Origin of the sequence: Salinispora vitiensis (assembly GCF_000378825.1) — a bacterium.
Lineage (GTDB): Bacteria > Actinomycetota > Actinomycetes > Mycobacteriales > Micromonosporaceae > Micromonospora > Micromonospora vitiensis.
Window position 1 is genome coordinate 4,753,943 of the sequence record NZ_KB900388.1, and the last position, 17,160, is coordinate 4,771,102.

17 protein-coding genes are annotated in these 17,160 nt (G+C 71.5%); 9 read left to right on the forward strand and 8 right to left on the reverse strand.

Translation table 11 applies throughout. The features are described 5' to 3' along the window. Positions 1 to 60: 60 nt before the first annotated feature. Positions 61 to 417 carry a hypothetical protein gene (locus SALPAC2_RS0122505; RefSeq protein WP_223874097.1) on the reverse strand — a complete coding sequence of 119 codons (357 nt, stop codon included), beginning with the start codon at positions 415 to 417 and terminating at the stop codon, positions 61 to 63. Positions 418 to 745: 328 nt separating this feature from the next. Then, a complete protein-coding gene (locus tag SALPAC2_RS0122510; protein ID WP_026185032.1) occupies positions 746 to 1,600 on the reverse strand; it encodes an FAD:protein FMN transferase in 855 nt (284 codons plus the stop codon). A gap of 227 nt (positions 1,601 to 1,827) precedes the next feature. Between SALPAC2_RS0122510 and SALPAC2_RS0122515 the strand changes: the two genes are divergently transcribed. Together SALPAC2_RS0122515 and SALPAC2_RS0122520 are read left to right on the forward strand one after the other, a co-directional pair. Then, positions 1,828 to 2,859: a 3-isopropylmalate dehydrogenase gene (locus SALPAC2_RS0122515; protein ID WP_018218883.1), complete on the forward strand. Its 1,032-nt coding sequence runs from the start codon at positions 1,828 to 1,830 to the stop codon at positions 2,857 to 2,859. A 242-nt stretch (positions 2,860 to 3,101) separates the two neighbouring features. After that, complete coding sequence (locus SALPAC2_RS0122520) at positions 3,102 to 4,199, forward strand: branched-chain amino acid aminotransferase (RefSeq protein ID WP_018218884.1); 1,098 nt, start codon at positions 3,102 to 3,104, stop codon at positions 4,197 to 4,199. Positions 4,200 to 4,208: 9 nt separating this feature from the next. On the opposite strand, the gene SALPAC2_RS0122525 is transcribed toward SALPAC2_RS0122520, so the two are convergent. Further along, on the reverse strand, positions 4,209 to 4,937 hold the full coding sequence (locus SALPAC2_RS0122525) for a tyrosine-protein phosphatase (RefSeq protein ID WP_018218885.1): 729 nt from the start codon (positions 4,935 to 4,937) through the stop codon (positions 4,209 to 4,211). Positions 4,938 to 4,987: 50 nt separating this feature from the next. Beyond that, positions 4,988 to 6,025, reverse strand: coding sequence for an ArsR/SmtB family transcription factor (locus SALPAC2_RS0122530; protein ID WP_018218886.1), 1,038 nt, complete (start codon positions 6,023 to 6,025; stop codon positions 4,988 to 4,990). 67 nt (positions 6,026 to 6,092) lie between these two features. Between SALPAC2_RS0122530 and SALPAC2_RS0122535 the strand changes: the two genes are divergently transcribed. Then, on the forward strand, positions 6,093 to 7,343 hold the full coding sequence (locus SALPAC2_RS0122535) for an MFS transporter (RefSeq protein WP_018218887.1): 1,251 nt from the start codon (positions 6,093 to 6,095) through the stop codon (positions 7,341 to 7,343). A 28-nt stretch (positions 7,344 to 7,371) separates the two neighbouring features. Here the strand turns inward: SALPAC2_RS0122535 and SALPAC2_RS0122540 are convergent, their stop codons facing one another. After that, positions 7,372 to 7,836: a PRC-barrel domain-containing protein gene (locus SALPAC2_RS0122540; protein WP_018218888.1), complete on the reverse strand. Its 465-nt coding sequence runs from the start codon at positions 7,834 to 7,836 to the stop codon at positions 7,372 to 7,374. 309 nt (positions 7,837 to 8,145) lie between these two features. Here SALPAC2_RS0122540 and cimA point away from each other — a divergent pair, with 309 nt between their 5' ends. Further along, entirely contained in the window at positions 8,146 to 9,738 is a 1,593-nt protein-coding gene (gene cimA, locus SALPAC2_RS0122550; protein WP_018218890.1) for a citramalate synthase, read from the forward strand. A gap of 1 nt (position 9,739) precedes the next feature. Here cimA and SALPAC2_RS0122555 read toward each other — a convergent pair whose 3' ends face one another. After that, positions 9,740 to 10,681, reverse strand: coding sequence for an endonuclease/exonuclease/phosphatase family protein (locus tag SALPAC2_RS0122555; protein WP_026185033.1), 942 nt, complete (start codon positions 10,679 to 10,681; stop codon positions 9,740 to 9,742). Positions 10,682 to 10,885: 204 nt separating this feature from the next. On the opposite strand from SALPAC2_RS0122555, the gene SALPAC2_RS0122560 reads away from it, so the two are divergent. From SALPAC2_RS0122560 to arfB, 5 genes are all read left to right on the forward strand, one after another. After that, the gene (locus SALPAC2_RS0122560) at positions 10,886 to 11,932 is read left to right on the forward strand and encodes an AAA family ATPase (RefSeq protein ID WP_018218892.1); all 1,047 of its coding nucleotides are present in this window, start codon (positions 10,886 to 10,888) and stop codon (positions 11,930 to 11,932) included. 26 nt (positions 11,933 to 11,958) lie between these two features. Continuing rightward, positions 11,959 to 12,945 carry a DUF58 domain-containing protein gene (locus SALPAC2_RS0122565; RefSeq protein WP_018218893.1) on the forward strand — a complete coding sequence of 329 codons (987 nt, stop codon included), beginning with the start codon at positions 11,959 to 11,961 and terminating at the stop codon, positions 12,943 to 12,945. Next, positions 12,942 to 13,901 carry a VWA domain-containing protein gene (locus tag SALPAC2_RS0122570; protein ID WP_018218894.1) on the forward strand — a complete coding sequence of 320 codons (960 nt, stop codon included), beginning with the start codon at positions 12,942 to 12,944 and terminating at the stop codon, positions 13,899 to 13,901. The genes SALPAC2_RS0122565 and SALPAC2_RS0122570 overlap by 4 nt, the downstream gene beginning before the upstream one ends. A 52-nt stretch (positions 13,902 to 13,953) precedes the next feature. After that, positions 13,954 to 14,817, forward strand: a complete 864-nt coding sequence (locus tag SALPAC2_RS0122575) for a S1C family serine protease (protein WP_018218895.1) — start codon at positions 13,954 to 13,956, stop codon at positions 14,815 to 14,817. Positions 14,818 to 14,909: 92 nt separating this feature from the next. Then, positions 14,910 to 15,335: an alternative ribosome rescue aminoacyl-tRNA hydrolase ArfB gene (gene arfB / locus SALPAC2_RS0122580; protein ID WP_018218896.1), complete on the forward strand. Its 426-nt coding sequence runs from the start codon at positions 14,910 to 14,912 to the stop codon at positions 15,333 to 15,335. A 14-nt stretch (positions 15,336 to 15,349) separates the two neighbouring features. Here arfB and SALPAC2_RS0122585 read toward each other — a convergent pair whose 3' ends face one another. Next, positions 15,350 to 16,090, reverse strand: a complete 741-nt coding sequence (locus SALPAC2_RS0122585) for an alpha/beta hydrolase family protein (protein WP_018218897.1) — start codon at positions 16,088 to 16,090, stop codon at positions 15,350 to 15,352. Between the two features lie 146 nt (positions 16,091 to 16,236). Then, positions 16,237 to 17,121, reverse strand: coding sequence for a hypothetical protein (locus tag SALPAC2_RS0122590; RefSeq protein WP_018218898.1), 885 nt, complete (start codon positions 17,119 to 17,121; stop codon positions 16,237 to 16,239). Positions 17,122 to 17,160: the final 39 nt, after the last annotated feature.

Below are 17,160 nucleotides of genomic sequence, written 5' to 3' on the forward strand. Positions count from 1 at the left end.
CTGCCCGGCGGGCCCTCCGTGGCGTGGGCGGTACCGGGCACGGGCCGCGTGCCGGTCTGGTCAGCCGTCGGTGTGTTGGGGCGGTGGATAGACCGAGCCGTCCTGGACGTCGAAGAGCATCAGTTGGTGTTCGCCGGCCAGTCGCTCGATGTCCAGCAGCACCTGGTCCGCGCAGGTCGGATGCAGGTTCAGTTCGATGTGGTCGCTGGCGGTGTGTAGCGGTGTCGACGCCCAGGGGGTGTCCGTCAGGTCCGGTCGCTCCGGGTACGCGGCGGTGATCGCCCGATAGAAGCCGACGACCCGGGGATCAGGTTGGCGATCGGTGTGCTGGCCTACCCGGCACCGCTGTACGGCTGTTCGTACGTCCTCGGGCGTTGCCCCGGGTATCAGGGCCCACACGCTTAGATCGAAACTCACGGCGGACAGCGTGCCAGTTGTCGGTTGCCGTGTCGAAATCGCCCTTCCCCGAACTGCCGATTCTCCTTTCAGGAGAGTCGGCAGTGGAGCCTCTTGCGTGGAGTTGTGGCAATTCGCTAGCGTACTGATGCGGTTACTGGTTGATTCCGTGACGTGGTCCCGTCTTCGGGTGACGAGGTTGACGTCCGGCCCTGCTGGTCCGCACCCCTCGGATGCGCGAGCCACGCGCAATCGTCGCTGACCGGCCCTCACGGTAGTTGCCGAAACCGTGGGGGCCGATCGTGACCCCCGCTGCGGCCGGGGCACGGATGGCGCCCCGGAGTGGCAATCAGTGGCGGTGAGCGTGCAGGACTCGATAGTCCGTTCCGCTGTGGAACCAGGCTAGGCCGACCGGGCCGGCGGCGTAGAGCGCGGTGGCGTAGGCGTCGGCGACGGCGAGGTCCGGTCCGACGACGGTGGCGGCGATGAACTGGTCGGCGGGTTCCCCGGTGTGCGGATCCACCACGTGTCCCCGTCGTCCGGTCACCCCGGAGGTGCCGATCGCGCCGGCGGTCATCTCCAACACCAGCGGTGCGTGGCGCCGGTTGGTGGGGTGGTGTACGGCCACCCGCCACGGTCCCCCGTGCGCGGCGTGCCCACGTACGACGAGGTCGGCGCCGGTGAGCACGGCGTAGTCGTTGATGCCCCCGGCCCGCAACCGGGTAGCGGCCTGTTCTACTGCCCAGCCACCCAGGAGTCCTCCCGGGTCGAAGCCGCCGGGCACCGCCCAGGCGTCGAACCAGCCGTCGGTCGCGGCCCGCATCGCGGTGCAGCGGTCTACCAGGTCGGTCAGCGGCGGGTACGACTCGGGGCTGACCTCCCCCCGCCGTAACCGGGAGACCAGGCTCTCCGGCCGGTTCGGTCCGTAGGCCAGGTCGATCGCGCGTAGCTCCGCGACGGCGTCTCGAAGCGCCGCGCTGACGCCCCGGCGGCCCAGCCAGTCCGGTGCGTTGAACAGCAACGTGTATTCGGCGATGGTGGTGCGGACGGTGTGTGCGACGGCGATCCGTTCCCCGGTTGCCGGACCTGCTCCGTCGACCCGCCGCTGGTTGCCGCCGAGGCGAAGGTCCGGACGCGGCTGTGGGCGGAGTAGCGACGAGCCGCTCCAGTGGCTGCGTTGCTGTTCGTCGATCCTCATTCTCATCCCGCCTCCCGGCCGACGGCCCCGTTGCGCCGCGGTCTTGGTGTGGGCCCTGGTATGTGGCCCGTCGCCCCCGCTGCTGATCAGGATAGGCAGCGGAGATCACCGCTGAATGAATGTCACCTGGAAGCCTCCTGTACATCCGTTTTCCCGAATAGTGGAAGAGTCGTACCGATGCTCGGGACCAGGGCGTACGGTCGGAGCCGAGCAAGCTAGGCGGAGGAGTTGACGTGGCACGGATCGCGGTGGTCGCCGGGGACGGAATCGGCCCCGAGGTGGTCGCGCAGGCCCGCAAGGTCATCGATGCGGTGCTCCCGAAGGTGCAGGCCACCGAGTACGACCTGGGCGCCGCGCGGTACCACCGCACCGGCGAGGTGCTGCCCGACTCGGTCCTCGCGGAACTGGCCGGGCATGACGCCATTCTGCTGGGTGCCGTCGGTGACCCGAGCGTCCCGCCCGGCGTGTTGGAGCGGGGCCTGCTGCTGCGGCTGCGGTTCGCCTTCGACCAGTACGTCAACCTACGCCCCGCCCGGCTCTGGGCCGGCACGAGCAGCCCCCTCGGCGGCGTCAAAGCCGGCGAGGTCGACCTGGTGGTGGTCCGCGAAGGCACCGAGGGGCTGTACGCCGGCGCGGGCGGCGCACTGCACCGCGGTACCGCGGCCGAGATCGCCACCGAGGAGAGCCTGAACACCCGGCACGGCGTCGAGCGGGTGATCCGAGACGCGTTCCACCGGGCGGAACGGCGGGAACAGCGCAAGGTCACCCTCGTACACAAGACCAACGTGCTCACCCACGCCGGCTCGCTCTGGGCCCGTGCCTTCGCCGACGTCGCCGCCGAGCACCCGGACGTGACCACCGAATACCAGCATGTCGACGCCGCAGCGATGTTCCTGGTGACCCAGCCCCAGCGATACGACGTGCTGGTCACCGACAACCTCTTCGGTGACATCCTCACCGACATCGCCGCCGCCGCCACCGGCGGAATCGGGCTCGCGGCCAGCGGCAGCATCAACCCGGAGCGCGCGTACCCGTCGATGTTCGAGCCGGTGCACGGCTCCGCGCCGGACATCGCCGGTCGCGATCTGGCCGACCCGGTGGCAGCGGTCCTCTCCGCCGCGCTCCTGCTCGACCAACTCGGTCACGCCGAGCCGGCAGCCCGGATCACCGCCGCGGTGGCGGCAGAGCTGGCCGGGCGGGCGCCGGGTGCGCCGATCCGCACCGCCGAGGTCGGCGATCGGCTGGCAGGTTACGCGGCCGGCTGAACCGTCAGCCACCGCCGCGGCCCGCGTTCGGTCACGGTGGGTAGGTGGTCGACAACCCAGCCCTCCCGGTGGGCGGCCGGGACGAGCCACCCGTACCGCGATCCGGCGGCCGGTGCGCCCGTCGGAGCGGGCCGCTGCGGATGCCGCTACCCGCTGAACGACCGTTCGGGGTAAGTTTGCTCGCACCAGCTCGGCACGCGGGGCCGCATGCCGTCATCATCCATTCCAGGGAGGTCAGCGCGATGAGCGGTGGTGACAAGCTCGAGTTCGAGATCCGTCCGAATTCCGCGCCGGTATCCGCGGCGGACCGGGGCGCGCTGCTGGCCAACCCCGGCTTCGGACGGGTCTTCACCGACCACATGGTTACTATCCGCTACGCCGCCGGGAAGGGCTGGTACGACGCCCGGGTCGAGGCACGGGCGCCGATCCCGATGGACCCGGCCGCCGCGGTCCTGCACTACGCCCAGGAAATCTTCGAGGGTATGAAGGCGTACCGCACCGCCAGCGGCGGCGTGACGATGTTCCGGCCGTACGCCAACGCCGCCCGGTTCGCCGCGTCCGCCCGGCGGATGGCGATGCCCCCCCTCCCCGAGCAGGCCTTCGTCGACTCGCTGCAGCGGCTGATCGAGGTGGACCGGGACTGGATCCCCGAGGGGGAGGACGGCAGCCTCTACCTGCGGCCGTTCATGTTCGCCAGCGAGGTCTTCCTCGGTGTGCGGCCCGCCAACGAATACCTCTACGCGGTGATCGCCTCCCCGGTCGGTGCGTACTTCTCCGGTGGGGTGAAGCCGGTGACCGTCTGGGCCTCGCCGGACTACACCCGGGCCGCGCCCGGGGGTACCGGCGCGGCCAAGTGCGGCGGCAACTACGCCAGCTCGCTGGTGGCCCAGGCGGAGGCGATCGAGCACGGCTGCGACCAGGTCGTCTTCCTGGACGCGGTGGAGCGCCGCTTCGTCGAGGAACTGGGCGGGATGAACCTCTTCTTCGTCTACGACGACGGCACCCTGGTCACCCCGCCGCTGACCGGGACCATCCTGCCCGGCATCACCCGGGAGTCGGTGCTCACGCTCGCCGCCGCCGCCGGCCACCGGGTGGCGGAGCAGCCGGTGGCCTTCGCCGACTGGCAGGCCGACGCGGCGAGCGGTCGACTCCGCGAGGTCTTCGCCTGCGGCACGGCCGCGGTGATCAATCCGGTCGGCGCGGTCCGCTCTCCCGATGGTGAGTTCCGCATCGGTGGCGGTGAAACCGGCCCGGTCACCATGGCCCTGCGCCAGCAACTCGTCGACATTCAGCGGGGCAAGGCCGCGGATCCGCAGAACTGGGTCCACCACGTGCTCTGAGGTGTGCGGCTACTCCAGCAGGTGGTCGCGGAGCGCGGCCACCTGGGCGTCGGTGACGCCCGCGTGGCGCAGGTATCCCTCGACCGTGCCGTAGCGGTCGCGCAGTTCGGCGAGGAACAGCAGCATCGCCTCCTCGGGGCAGCCCAGCGGCGGCAGCGCAGGGTGCAACGTCTCGCCCGTCGTGGCGAACCAGGCCCGGAAGCGCTCGCCGGCCGCGGTGCTCAACGCGTAGTCGGTGGCGATGTCAGCGTCGGAGACGCCCAACACGGCCAGGGTGAGACCGCAGACAACGCCGGTTCGATCCTTGCCGGCGACGCAGTGCACCAGGAGCGGGGCGTTGGTCTCGTCCGCGATCAGCCCGATCGCGGCGGCCAGGCCCGCGGTGCCGGTCGAGGCCAGGTCGGCGTACCGGTCGGCGAGGTAGCGGGCGAGGTCGACACCGGGCTGGTACGGGGTGTTGGCCCATTCGGCGTGTTCTGGGTGGATGTGCCGCCAGGTCAGCCCCGCAAAGTCCGGGATCCGGCCGTCTCGGTCCACTTCGTGTGGTCGGCGTAGGTCGAGCACGGTGCGGACGCCGAACGCGGCGAACGCCGTCCGGTCGGCGCCGGCTAGTCGGTGCGGGGTGTCCGAGCGGAAGAGCCGGCCACTTCGGACGATGCGCCCGTCGTGGCCGGTGGGCCCGCCGACGTCGCGGAAGTTGAACAGACTGTCGAATTGATTTACTTCGAGGGGATCCACCCTGACACGGTAGCGGTAGACCCGGCGCCTGTGGTCCTACCAATTAGGCGTCAGGTGGGTACTCCGGTCAGCAGGATCTCGCTCGCATCGGTCCGGAAGTACAGCACCAGGCGACCACTGCGCGCGGCGTTCACCAGGCCGGCGGAACGCAATCGGCTCAGGTGCTGCGACACGGCCCCCGGGCTCAGCCCGGTGCGGTAGGCCAACTCCGTCGTGGAGGCCGGCACCTCCAGCTCCAGCAGTAGTCGGGTCCGCGACCGGCCGAGCACGTGCGCGAGTGCGGGGACGGTCGCGGCTGTCCGTTTCTCCCACAGGGTCGCCACGCCCCGCACGGGATAGGTCAGGGTCGGCTGCCAAGGTGGCAGGGTGCTGGAGAAGACGGTCGGCCACACGAACGCCGACGGGACGAGCAACAAGCCCTCGCCGTCGAGTTGGCGGTGACCGGTGAACCGCGGGTGGGCGACCGAGAGTAGGTTGTCGCGCCAGCTCACGGAGGGCGCCAGGTCGGCGAAGAGGCTTACCGCGCCCCCGTTGGCCAGACTTCGGGCTCGGTGGACCACGTCGGCCGCCAGCAGGCTGCGGAGCCGGGGCCAGTACTGGCTGACGGCCAGTTCCCAGTAGCCGCGCATTTGGTCGGCGAGGCGGGCCAGGCCCGCCGCCGGGTCCCGGCAGAAGGCGCCCAGCTCGGCGTTGCCCGTTTCTTCCCGAGCGAGGTCCGAACTGGTCAACGTGCCCGGTGGCACCGAATCCAGCAGTGTCTCCAACCTTTTCAGGTCCGTGCGCACCCGCTCTCCGCTGGTCCGGCGCAGGTTCGCCAGCTCGGTCTCCAGGTCGGGAACCGGCGTGGTCGGGGGAGGCGTGACGAAGTCGGGGATATACCAGCTCGGTACTGGTACCAGGGCGAACAGCAGGTCGAATGCCCCCGCCGCCGCTGCCACCCGGGGTGCGACCCGGTTGACCCATGGCAGGTGCAGGGCGTGTGCCGCCGGGTCCTTCAGCACCCGGACGCTCGCCACGATCTCCTGCATCGGCGAGAACGCGAACCGCATCACCGCGAGGTCATGTGCGGAGAACCCAATGGTCAGCATCGCACTCCTGGATTTAGGTCCAGCTGAATCTATCGAGCTGGCGGCCCATTCGCACCATGCTCTCGACATGGCGAACCGAGACTTCGAACTGCTCTTCGCGAGCACGGCGGTGAGCCGGCTCGGCAGCGAGATCAGCTACGTTGCCTTCCCGCTGGCGGCGATCGTGGCCCTGGACGCCGGTGCAGAGCAGGTCGGCCTGCTCAACGCGGCCACCACCGCCGCCTTCCTGCTGATCGGCCTGCCCGCCGGAGTGTGGATTGATCGGATGCGTAGACGTCCGGTCCTACTCGGCGTTGACCTCGTTCGCTTCCTCCTGCTGGCCTGGGTGCCGTTGGCGTGGTGGTGGGGGATCCTCACGCTGGCGCAGCTTTTCGTCGTCGCCTTCCTGGTAGGGATAGGTCGGGTCTTCTCGGACGTGGCGGCGCAGAGCTATCTCCCGACCGTGGTGGGGCGCGAAGGCCTAGTCGCCGGTAACGCCCGCCTCGCCGGCACCGAAGCAGTCTCCCGGATCGCCGGCAGAGGAGCCGGTGGTGCGCTCGTGCAGGTGTTGACAGCGCCGGTCGCGATCGCCATCGACGCGGTCACGTACCTGTGGTCGTTCCTCTGCCTGTGGCTGATCCGTACTCCCGAGCCGGCACCTCGCCTCTCCGGTGGTTCCGGGCAGCTGGGAAGGGAGATCGGTGAGGGCCTGCGTTTCGTCGCCGGGCAGCCCGCACTGCGCGCCGTCGCCGCGGCCGGAGCGCTGGTGAACCTGGCGGCCACGGTAGTTCTCGTCATCGTTCCGTTGCTGATCGTCCGGGAGTTGCGGCTGCCGGAAGGGCTGGTCGGCGTCTTCTTCGCCGTGGGCGGGGTCGGCGCGGTCCTGGGCACGATGGCTGCCCGGCGCCTCGCGTCGCGTTTCGGCTACGGGCGGACCCTCACCGTCGCCGCGGCCGGCATAGCACCCGTCTACCTTCTGCTGCCCTTCGCCGATCGGGGTGTCTGGCTGTGGCTCGCCGCGCTGGCCTACCTGTTGATGATGGCGAAGGCGTCGATCGACAACGTGCTGTTGGTGAGCTTCCGGCAGGCCATCACCCCGGACCGGATGCTGGGCCGGATGAACGCCACGATGCGTTTCGTACTCTCCGGCGCGCTGCCGATCGGTTCGGTGCTCGCCGGTTTCGTCGGGGAGTACGGGTCGCTGCGTGCGGCGTTGTGGTGCGGCACGATCGGGATGGCCGTGGCCTGGGTCCCGATCTTTTTCTCGCCGCTGCGCACGATGCGGGTACTCCCGTCCGGTCCGGCGCAACCGGCGTCGGTCGCTGCGGCTCCGCGCTGAAGCGTGCGTGCCGAAGGTGTCCCATCGATCACCCCTTTCGGGCCGTGCCCGGTGGGATGGCCGAGTACGTGTCGCTGTAGTAGCCACCGAGCCGGTCCCGGTACGCCGGATCGGTGTCCGCGGTCTCGTCGTACTCCGGCGCGGCCCTGATCTGGTCCTTGCTCCGGTCGACGTGGACCTTCCGCTTGTTGTGGTCGACGTGGTTTACGGTGCCGGCGGGGAGCATGACCCGGCGGCCGAAGAACCACGGGCCGGTGTCCACCACGAGGTAGCTGGAGTTGACCGCGTGGCTGGCCTGGTCCACCTTCCCGATTCCACCGTCACTCGCCTCGACCTGGTAGCCCGCCAGGTCGAGGTCGGTCACGGCGGTGTCGGCGCGGTAGCGCCACGGGTCGAAGGCGTTGCCGGGCTGGCCGTCGGAGCCGCTGCTCGGACCGCCGGTGCCGGGTGGGCTCGGCGCCGGACGGGCCGGATGTGCGTCGCGCCGTGCCATGGCGCCTCCTTCCCCCTGGGGCCGGCGTCAGGCCAACGCGGGGTTGGTACCCGGTGTCGGGCTGGGTACACCGCCGCCACGACGGGGAGGACGGTGCCGCGGAACCGACCGCCATCGACGCCGACGACCTCCGAAAGTCGTCCCGGAATGCGGATTCGGCTGCCCCACCGGGCCCGTGACTGGCACAGTGAGCTCTGTGCACCACACCGTCCTGATTATTCGCCGTTAGCGCGCCGGCCTCCCGTCCGCCGAGCGCGCAGACCTCCCACGTTCGTGGGGGGTCTTTTTGTTGCCGCAGAGAGGATCCTGATGACCTTCCAGGTCTACGACACGACCTTGCGTGACGGCGCCCAGCGCGAGGGGCTCAGCTACACGGTGGCCGACAAGCTCGCGGTGGCCCGGCTCCTCGACGAGTTCGGGGTGGGCTTCATCGAGGGAGGGTGGCCGGGCGCGGTACCGAAGGACACCGAGTTCTTCCGCCGGGCCCGTACCGAACTCGACCTGCGCCATGCGGTGCTGGTGGCCTTCGGCGCCACCCGGCGCGCCGGCCGACAGGCCGACGACGACCCGCAGGTGCGCAGCCTGCTCGCCGCCGAGACCCCTGCCGTCACGCTGGTCGCCAAGGCCGACCTGCGGCACGTGCGGGGGGCCTTACGCACCACCGCCGACGAGAACCTGGCGATGGTCCACGACACCGTGACGCACCTGGTGGCGCAGGGGCGGCGGGTCTTCGTCGACGGGGAGCACTTCTTCGACGGCTACCGCGACGACCCCGGGTACACCTCGTCGGTGGTCGGGGCCGCACTCGCCGCCGGTGCCGAGCGGTTCGTGCTCTGTGACACCAACGGTGGCATGCTTCCATCCCAGGTCACCGCCGTGATCGCCGACCTCACCGCCCGGCTGGAGGTGGCGGCCGAGCAACTCGGCATCCACACCCAGGACGACACCGCCTGCGCGGTCGCCAACACCATCGCCGCGGTGGAGGCGGGCGTGCGGCACGTGCAGGGCACCGCCAACGGGTACGGCGAGCGACCCGGCAACGCCGACCTCTTCGCCGTGGTGGCGAACCTGCAACTCAAGCTCGGGCTGCCAGTCCTACCCGAGGGTTGCCTGGAGCAGATGGTGCGGGTGTCCCGCGGCATCGCCGAACTCGCCACCATCGTCCCCGACGACCACCAGGCGTACGTCGGGGCGGCAGCCTTCGCCCACAAGGCGGGGCTGCACGCGAGTGCGATCAAGGTGGATCCGTTGTTCTACAACCACATCGAGCCGCAGCTGGTGGGGAACCGGATGCGCATCCTCGTCACCGAGATGGCCGGTCGGGCCAGCATCGAACTCAAGAGCCGGGAGCTGGGCCTCGACCTGGCCGACCACCCGGAGACGCTGGACCGGGTCACCAAGCGGGTCAAGGAGTTGGAGGCCGAGGGCTGGTCGTTCGAGGCCGCCGACGCCTCGTTCGAGCTGCTGGTCCGCTCCGAGCTGCCGGACGCGGCGCCGCCCCGACCGTTCACCCTGGAGTCCTACCGGATCCTGGTCGAGCACCGCGAGGACGGCGCGGTGGTCTCCGAGGCGACCGTCAAGATCCGGGTACGCGGCGAGCGGGTGATCGCCACCGCGGAGGGGAACGGCCCGGTCAACGCGCTCGACGAGGCGCTGCGCACTGGTCTGGTCGGGCACTACCCCGAGCTGCGCGGCTTCGAGTTGGCCGACTACAAGGTGGGGATTCTGGCGGGCAGCCACGGCACCGGGGCGGTGACCCGGGTGCTGGTGCAGACGTCGGATCGCAACGGTCGGGACTGGACCACGGTGGGCGTGCACCCGAACGTGGTGGAGGCGAGTTGGGACGCGTTGGTCGACGCCTTGACCTACGGGCTGGACCAGGCCCAGGGCGGGCGGTCCTGACTCAACCGGCCGGCGGGAGACGGAGGTCGGTGAAGACCGCGCGGTGGTCGCTGCCCGGGATCGCGTAGACCGCGGTGGACGCGACCGCGATCCGTCGGTCCACCAGTACGTGGTCGATGGTCACCGGCGGAATCAGGTCACCGTCGTACGGCCCCCAGGTGCCGGTGAGCCCGGTCCCGGCAGCGTCCGCCGCGTCCACGTACCCGGTGTCCAGCAGGGCGCGCAGCGGGGCGTGGTCGAGGGTGGCGTTGAAGTCGCCGGCGAGGATGCGTAGCTGTCCGTCCGGGGTGGCGGGGGGTTGGGCGGCGAGGTCCCGGCGCCAGTTTCCGACTTGGTCGAGCGCGTACGGGGCGGAGGGGTGCACCGACTCGACCTGGACCGGCGGTGCCGCCGGGACGAGGATCGTTCCGTAGGTCTGGCGGAAGCCCCAGCCGTTGCTGCTGTGCCGGACGCCGCCCCCGCTGATCGGGTAGCGCGCGTACAGCCCGGAGCCGGGGGTCCCCTCGGCGGGGTGTAGTTCCCGGTACGGCAGGAGCTGGTCGAGCCCCAACCGGTCCAACTCGGCCGCGGTGGCCGGGGTGAACTCCTGTACTGCCAAGACCTCCACCGAGTGCCGGCGGACGAGGTCAACCAGTGCCTCGGCGTCGGCGGCGCCGGCCAGCAGGTTGGCGGTCAGCAGCCGTACCGGCGGGCCGGTGGCGGCCGGCGGGGTGGATGCGAACGTCCGCGGTGCCACCACGGCGACCAGCGCCACGGTCGTCACCGCCGCCACGGCCGCCGGCCGCCAGCGGCGCAACGCGAGGAGCAGGATCAGGGGCAGCAGGCTGGCCGCGGCGGCGTACGGGGTGAAGGCCAGTAGCTGGACGAGGGGCCCGTGGTCGAGGCCGAGCAGGCGGACGGCCGCCCAGGCGGCACCCGGTGTGACGGCCAGCCAACCGGCCACGGTCAAAGCTGTCGGCCGCCGAAGGGGGGTACCTGTCTCCGTCACGCCCGCAGCCTAGGGCACACCGGCCTGCCCAACCCCTGGGCCGCAGCTGGTGCAGGTATTCGGCGTTCAATAGGTTCTTTGTCCAGTATCGAGGGGAATTAGGCCATCCAGTGCGTTAAGTCCGAGGTTTGCCGGCGGTTGGCGCGGGAAGCAAGCACCGTGACGGACATCTCGGACACCTTGGCCCCCGAGCCCAGCTCGGTCGATCCCGACGCAGCTGGCACCGAGCTACGACAGACTCTCGCCGAGGTCCAGCGCGTGATCGTTGGGCAGGACCGGCTCGTGGAACGCCTACTCACCGCACTGATCGCCGACGGACACTGCCTCCTGGAAGGGGTGCCCGGCGTCGCGAAGACGCTTGCCGCGCAGACCCTCGCCACCGTCGTCGGCGGCAGCTTCTCCCGCATCCAGTTCACTCCCGACCTGGTTCCCTCCGACATCGTCGGCACCCGTGTCTATCGGGCGTCCCGGGAGACGTTCGATGTCGAGCTGGGTCCGGTCATGGCCAACCTGGTCCTCGCCGACGAGATCAATCGCGCTCCGGCGAAGGTGCAGTCCGCGCTGCTGGAGGCGATGGCCGAACGCCAGGTCTCGATCGGCGGGCGGAGCTGGGAGGTCCCGGCGCCGTTCCTGGTGTTGGCCACCCAGAACCCGATCGAGTCCGAGGGGGTGTACCAGCTGCCGGAGGCGCAGCGAGACCGGTTCCTGATGAAGGTGACGGTGGACTACCCGAGCGACGCCGACGAACTCGCCATCCTCTACCGGATGAGCAGCGACCGGCCGACAGCCCAGCCGGTGCTCGACCCGCAACGGCTGCTCGACCTCCAGGCCCGGGCGAGTCGGGTCTTCGTGCACCACGCGCTCGCCGAGTACGTGGTCCGGCTGATCCTGGCCACCCGGGACCCGGTCCGGTTCGGCCTGCCCGACGTCGCCCCGCTGCTCACCTACGGGGCGAGTCCCCGCGCCACCCTCGGCCTGGTCGCCGCCGCCCGAGCCCAGGCCCTGCTGCGTGGCCGGGAGTACGTGCTGCCCGAAGATGTCCGCGAGTTGGCCCCCGACGTGCTCGCCCACCGGCTGGTCCTCTCCTTCGACGCGGTCGCCGACGGAGTGTCGGCCGAGTCGGTCATCCGGCGGCTGGTCAACGCGGTACCGCCGCCCCGGGTCGCCGGGGTAACCGAGGCCGCGCCCAACCTGGCGGCGGCGTGAAGTGGCGCGGTCGGCCCGCTGGCCCGGTGCCGCCGGACCCCGGCCTGACCGACCTGGCCGGGGACCGGCGGCTCCGCCGGCTCGAGCTGGCCGTGACCCGGCGGCTCGACGGCCTGCTGCACGGCCAGTACCAAGGGCTGCTCCCCGGGCCGGGCAGCGAACCGGCCGGCAGTCGGGAGTACCGGCCCGGTGAGGACGAGGTCCGCCGGATGGACTGGGCGGTGACCGCGCGGACCACCGTGCCGCACGTGCGTCAGCTCGACGCCGACCGGGAACTCACCACCTGGCTCCTGGTAGACGCCAGCGTCAGTATGGAGTACGGCACGGCCGAGCTGGACAAGCGGGAACTCGCGGTAGCCGCCGTCGCGGCGGTGGGCTTCCTCACCGCCGGAGTGGGCAACCGGCTCGGCGCGTCGGTGCTCACTCCGACCGGACTCCGCCGCCACGCTCCCGGCAGCGGCCGTACCCATCTCTTCGGGCTGCTTCGAATGCTGCTGGCCGCTCCCCGGCACGGCGGGTACGACCAGGACACCGCACCGCTCGCGCCCCCCGACCTGGCCACCGCGCTGGACGGCCTACGCCGGGTGGCGACCCGCCGCGGGCTGGTGGTGGTGATCTCGGACTTCCTGGACGGCCTCCCCGAATCGCCCGGGCAGCCCGCCCCCTGGGAGCAGCTCCTGCGGCGGCTCGCCGTTCGGCATCAGGTGCTCGCCGTGGAGGTGACCGACCCGCGGGAGTGGGAGCTGCCCGACGTTGGCCTGGTCACCCTGGTGGACCCGGAGAGCGGCCGGCGGCGGGAGGTCTGGACCGGCGACCCCGGGCTGCGCCAGCGGTACGCCGCGGCGGCCGCCGCCCAGCGGGACCAGGTACGCCAGGCGCTCCGCCGTGGCGGTGCGGCGCACCTGCCGCTGCGGACCGACCGGGACTGGGTCGCCGACATCGTGCGGCACGTGCACCAACAACGCCGGCTGGCGACCGTCGGGGTCCCCGCCGGGAGGGGAGGTGGCGGGTGATCTGGCTGTCGCCGACCCGGCTGTGGCTGCTGCTCGCCGTGCTCGGACTGGTCGCCGGCTACGTCCTGCTACAGCGTCGCCGGAGCCAGTACGCGGTGCGGTTCACGAACCTGCGGCTGCTGGACCGGGTGGCACCACAGCGACCGGCCTGGCGCCGGCACGTGCCGGCCGGGCTCTTCCTGGCGATGCTGGCGTTACTGGTGGTCGGCTTCGCCCGGCCCACCGCCGAGGTGCGGGTTCCCCGGGAACGGGCGACCGTGATGGTGGCGGTGGACGTCTCCACCTCGATGCTCGCCGGGGACGTGGAGCCGGACCGGCTCAGCGCCGCCAAGGAGTCGGCCCGTCGCTTCGTGGACGGTCTCCCCGACGAGTTCAACGTGGGCCTGGTCGCCTTCGCCGGCAGCGCCGCTGTCCTGGTGCCGCCGGACACCGACCGGGAGGCGCTGGACGAGGGGATCGATCGGCTGCTCGAGGGGGCGACCGGGGTGCAGGGCACCGCGATCGGAGAGGCGATCAACACCTCGCTCGGAGCGGTGAAGGCGCTGGACGGGGAGGCGGCGACGGACCCGCCGCCGGCCCGAATCGTGCTGCTCTCCGACGGGGCCAACACCTCCGGTATGGACCCGATGGAGGCGGCGGCCGACGCGGTGGAGATGGAGGTCCCCGTGCACACCATCGCCTTCGGCACCGCCTCCGGCTACGTGGACCGGGGCGGCCGGCCGATCCAGGTGCCGGTCGACGGGCAGACCCTCGACGCGGTCGCCCGGGAGACCGGCGGACAGTTCCACGAGGCGGTCAGCGTCGAGGAGTTGCGCGCGGTATACGACGACATCGGCAGCTCGGTGGGGTACCGCACCAAGCGGCAGGACGTCTCGGCCCGGTTCATCGGCCTCAGCCTGGTCTTCGCGCTCGGAGCGGCGGCCGGCTCAATGCGTTGGTTCTCCCGCCTGCCCTGAGCCCCGCCGGGTGGCTGGGTGCAGGTGGCCGATCGACACGAGGAGCGTGGGTATGGCAGTGCAGAGCGGGCTGGGCGAACCGCGTGGCCCCTGGTTCATCTCGCCCGAACTGGGCCCGGAGGGGCGGCCCTGGCCGGACGAGTCCGGCTGGGCCCGGGCGGGCGGGGCGCGCCGCTGGCAGCACCGGCTGCTGCTCGGGTTGGCGCTGGTGGCCATCTCCAGCGTCTCCGGCGCCGCGGCCGGTGGCCTGGTGGCGAGCCAGGACGGGTCACCCGGTGCGGAAGCCGCCTCGGCCGCGGCGGTCCCCGCGGAGCTGGTGACCGCCGCCGAGCAGACCGTCCCGGGAGTGGTCTCGGTGTTGGCCGCTGGCGACGACGGCGCCTCCGCGACCGGCTCCGGCTTCGCCGTCGACGACGAGCAGCACATCATCACCAACGACCACATCCTGGCCAAGGGGGGAACTGGTTCGGTGACGGTGGAGTTGCCGGACGGGCGACGGTTCGCCGCCGAGGTGGCGGGCCGGGAGCCCGGCAGCGACCTCGCGGTACTGCGGATCCCGTCGTCCGCGGGGCTGACGGCGTTGCCGCTGGCCAAGCCGGGGACGACCCGGGTCGGTGAGCCGGTGCTGGCGGTGGGCTCGCCCCTCGGTCTCGCCGGTACGGTGACCGCCGGCATCGTGAGCGCGGTGGACCGGCAGGTGCGCCTCGGTGACAACCGGCACACGGCGGTACAGACCGATGCCTCGATCAACCCGGGGAACTCCGGCGGGCCGCTGGTGAACGCCCGCGGTGAGGTGGTCGGGGTGAACACGGCGATCGCCACGATCGACGGTAACGGCTCGATCGGGATCGGGTTCGCCATCCCGATCGATCAGGTGCAGCAGACCGCCGACACGATCATCGGTAAGGGGGGCTGAGGTCAGGCGGGGCCGGACCCGGAACGCCCCCGCCTGCCCGGTGCACCCGCCTGCCCGGTGCGTACCGGGGCCCAGGCGCTAGCCTCGGAAGCGTGGACAGTGGGCTGCGGGTGCACGATCGCTGGGTGGTGCCCGAGGCCGAGCTGCGGGAACGCTTCTCCCGGTCGTCCGGGCCCGGCGGCCAGGGGGTCAACACGACCGACTCCCGGGTGGAGCTGAGTTTCGATCTGGCTGCCTCACCGGGGCTCCCGGACCCGCTGCGGGCCCGGGCCCTCGACCGCCTCGCCGGGCGACTCGTCAACGGCGTTCTCACCGTGACCGCCAGCGAGCACCGCGCCCAACTCGCCAACCGGGAGGCCGCCCGGGAGCGGATGGCCGCGCTGCTCCGTGCGGCGATCGCACCGCCACCGAAGCGTCGTCGCCCGACCCGGCCCTCCCGCGCCGCCAAGGAGCGTCGACTGGCCGAGAAGAAGCGGCGGTCCCAACGCAAGCGGGACCGCCGCGTCGACGGCGACTGACCGGATCAGCCGGGTCAGCCAGCGGGTGGCGCCGCTTCGGCGGCGCCGGTCACCGGCGGCGTCAGGTGCCGGGTGAAGAACCGGACCGCGCTGTCCAGCTCGTGTTCGGGGAGCCGGTCGCCGTGCCGCCCCGGATTGGCGTGCAGGGTTTTGTCGGCGGAGCCGAACGCGTCGAAGAGGGCCACACTCTGCTCGCGGGGCACTCGCTCGTCGTCCCACTGGACCAGAAACTCGATCGGTACGGTGATCTGGGCGGCGGCTTCCCGGAGCGCCGGGGCCGTGGCTCCACCCAGGCCGAGGACCGCCGCGCGGACCCGGGGCTCGGCGGCGACGAACGGCACGCCGAGCCCGCAGCCCAGCGAGACTCCCCAGTAGCCGACGGGTCCGCATTCGAGGTGGTCCAGGACGGCCTGCCACTCCCCAACGGTCTGCTTGGCGACTCGGGCATGGAAGGCGGTGAGCAGCGGGGCCAGCTCTGCCCCGGACTCGGTGCGGGTCCGAATCTCGGTGGCCATGCGCTGGTAGTGGTCGTCGGTCGGGCGGTCGCCGTGGTTCGGGACATCAACCGAGACGACCGCGAAGCCGTTGCGTACGAAGTGGTGGGCACGGTGGCGGACGGCGGGGTGGGTTTTGTGGTGACCACCGCCGTGGCCAATGAGGATCAGGGGGCGGCCGGCGGTGGTGGGGTCAGTCTCCGCGGTCCACCGGACTGCGGGAACGCCGTTGACGGAGAAGAATTCCTCGCGAATGGACATGCCGATATGGGCCTTTCGAGGGTGCCTTGTGCGGGCGCTCCCTAGGCCATGCGGGGGAGGGAGTCCCGACCTGTCACAGCGTTGATCGGACTCACCTCCTCAGGCAGTGGTCATGCACGGCGGCGGTAAAGGTATCACCTCCGTCACTACATGTCGCACCGGTCAATCGAGTCCAGTAGCCGGGTGCGCAGCCGGGCGGCCCGTTCGGCGAAACCGCGCTGGGCGGAGGCGTACTCCACCCGTCCCGGTGCGGTCTCGACCGCAACCGGGGGGTAGCCCAAGGCGGCCAGGTCGTACGGCGAGGCACGCATGTCGAGGGTGCGGATCTGCCCTGCCAGTTCGAAGCACTCCGCCACCAACTCGGACGGCACCAGCGGGGAGAGTTTGTACGCCCACTTGTAGAGATCCATGTTGGCGTGCAGGCAGCCGGGCTGCTCCAGGTCATGCTGGCTGTCCCGGGTCGGCTGGAGGAGGTTCAGCGGTCGGGCCGGCGCGGTGAAGAAGCGGTACGCGTCGAAGTGGCTGCACCGCACTCCCCGCTCCTCGACGACCGTGGCGACCTGCGCCGGGCTCATCCGCAGCGGCCAAGCGTTGTGCCGGACCTCGTCCTGGGTCTGCCGGTAAACCATCGCCCACTCGTGCATGCCGAAGCAGCCGAACTGTGCCGGTCGGCCGGCCGTGGCCGCCAACAGGGCCCGGATCCAGGTGATCGATTCGGCCCGTCGGGCGCGTACCGCCGGGGTGTCGAGGGTGGCGCCGGCGGCGTCGGCGCGGTAGTCCGGCCCGAAGTCGGCCGGGTCCGCGTCGCGCAGCACCACTCCCGCGCCGGGGTGCCAGCGGCGGAGCCGGGCTGGCCGGTGCGAGTAGTAGGTGAAGAGGAAGTCCTGCACCGGATGCTTCTCGCCCCGGCGGCGGCGGGCCAGGTGGGGGGCCAGCCACCCGTCGATCCGCTCCTGGTGCGCCCGGCGTCGGGCCTGCCAGGTCGGCAGGTCAAGTACGGTCTCCGGTGGGGGCGAGGCGGCGGCGGTCACCCGCCCAGGGTACGGCTGCTTTCGCCCTCCGGTTCGGGC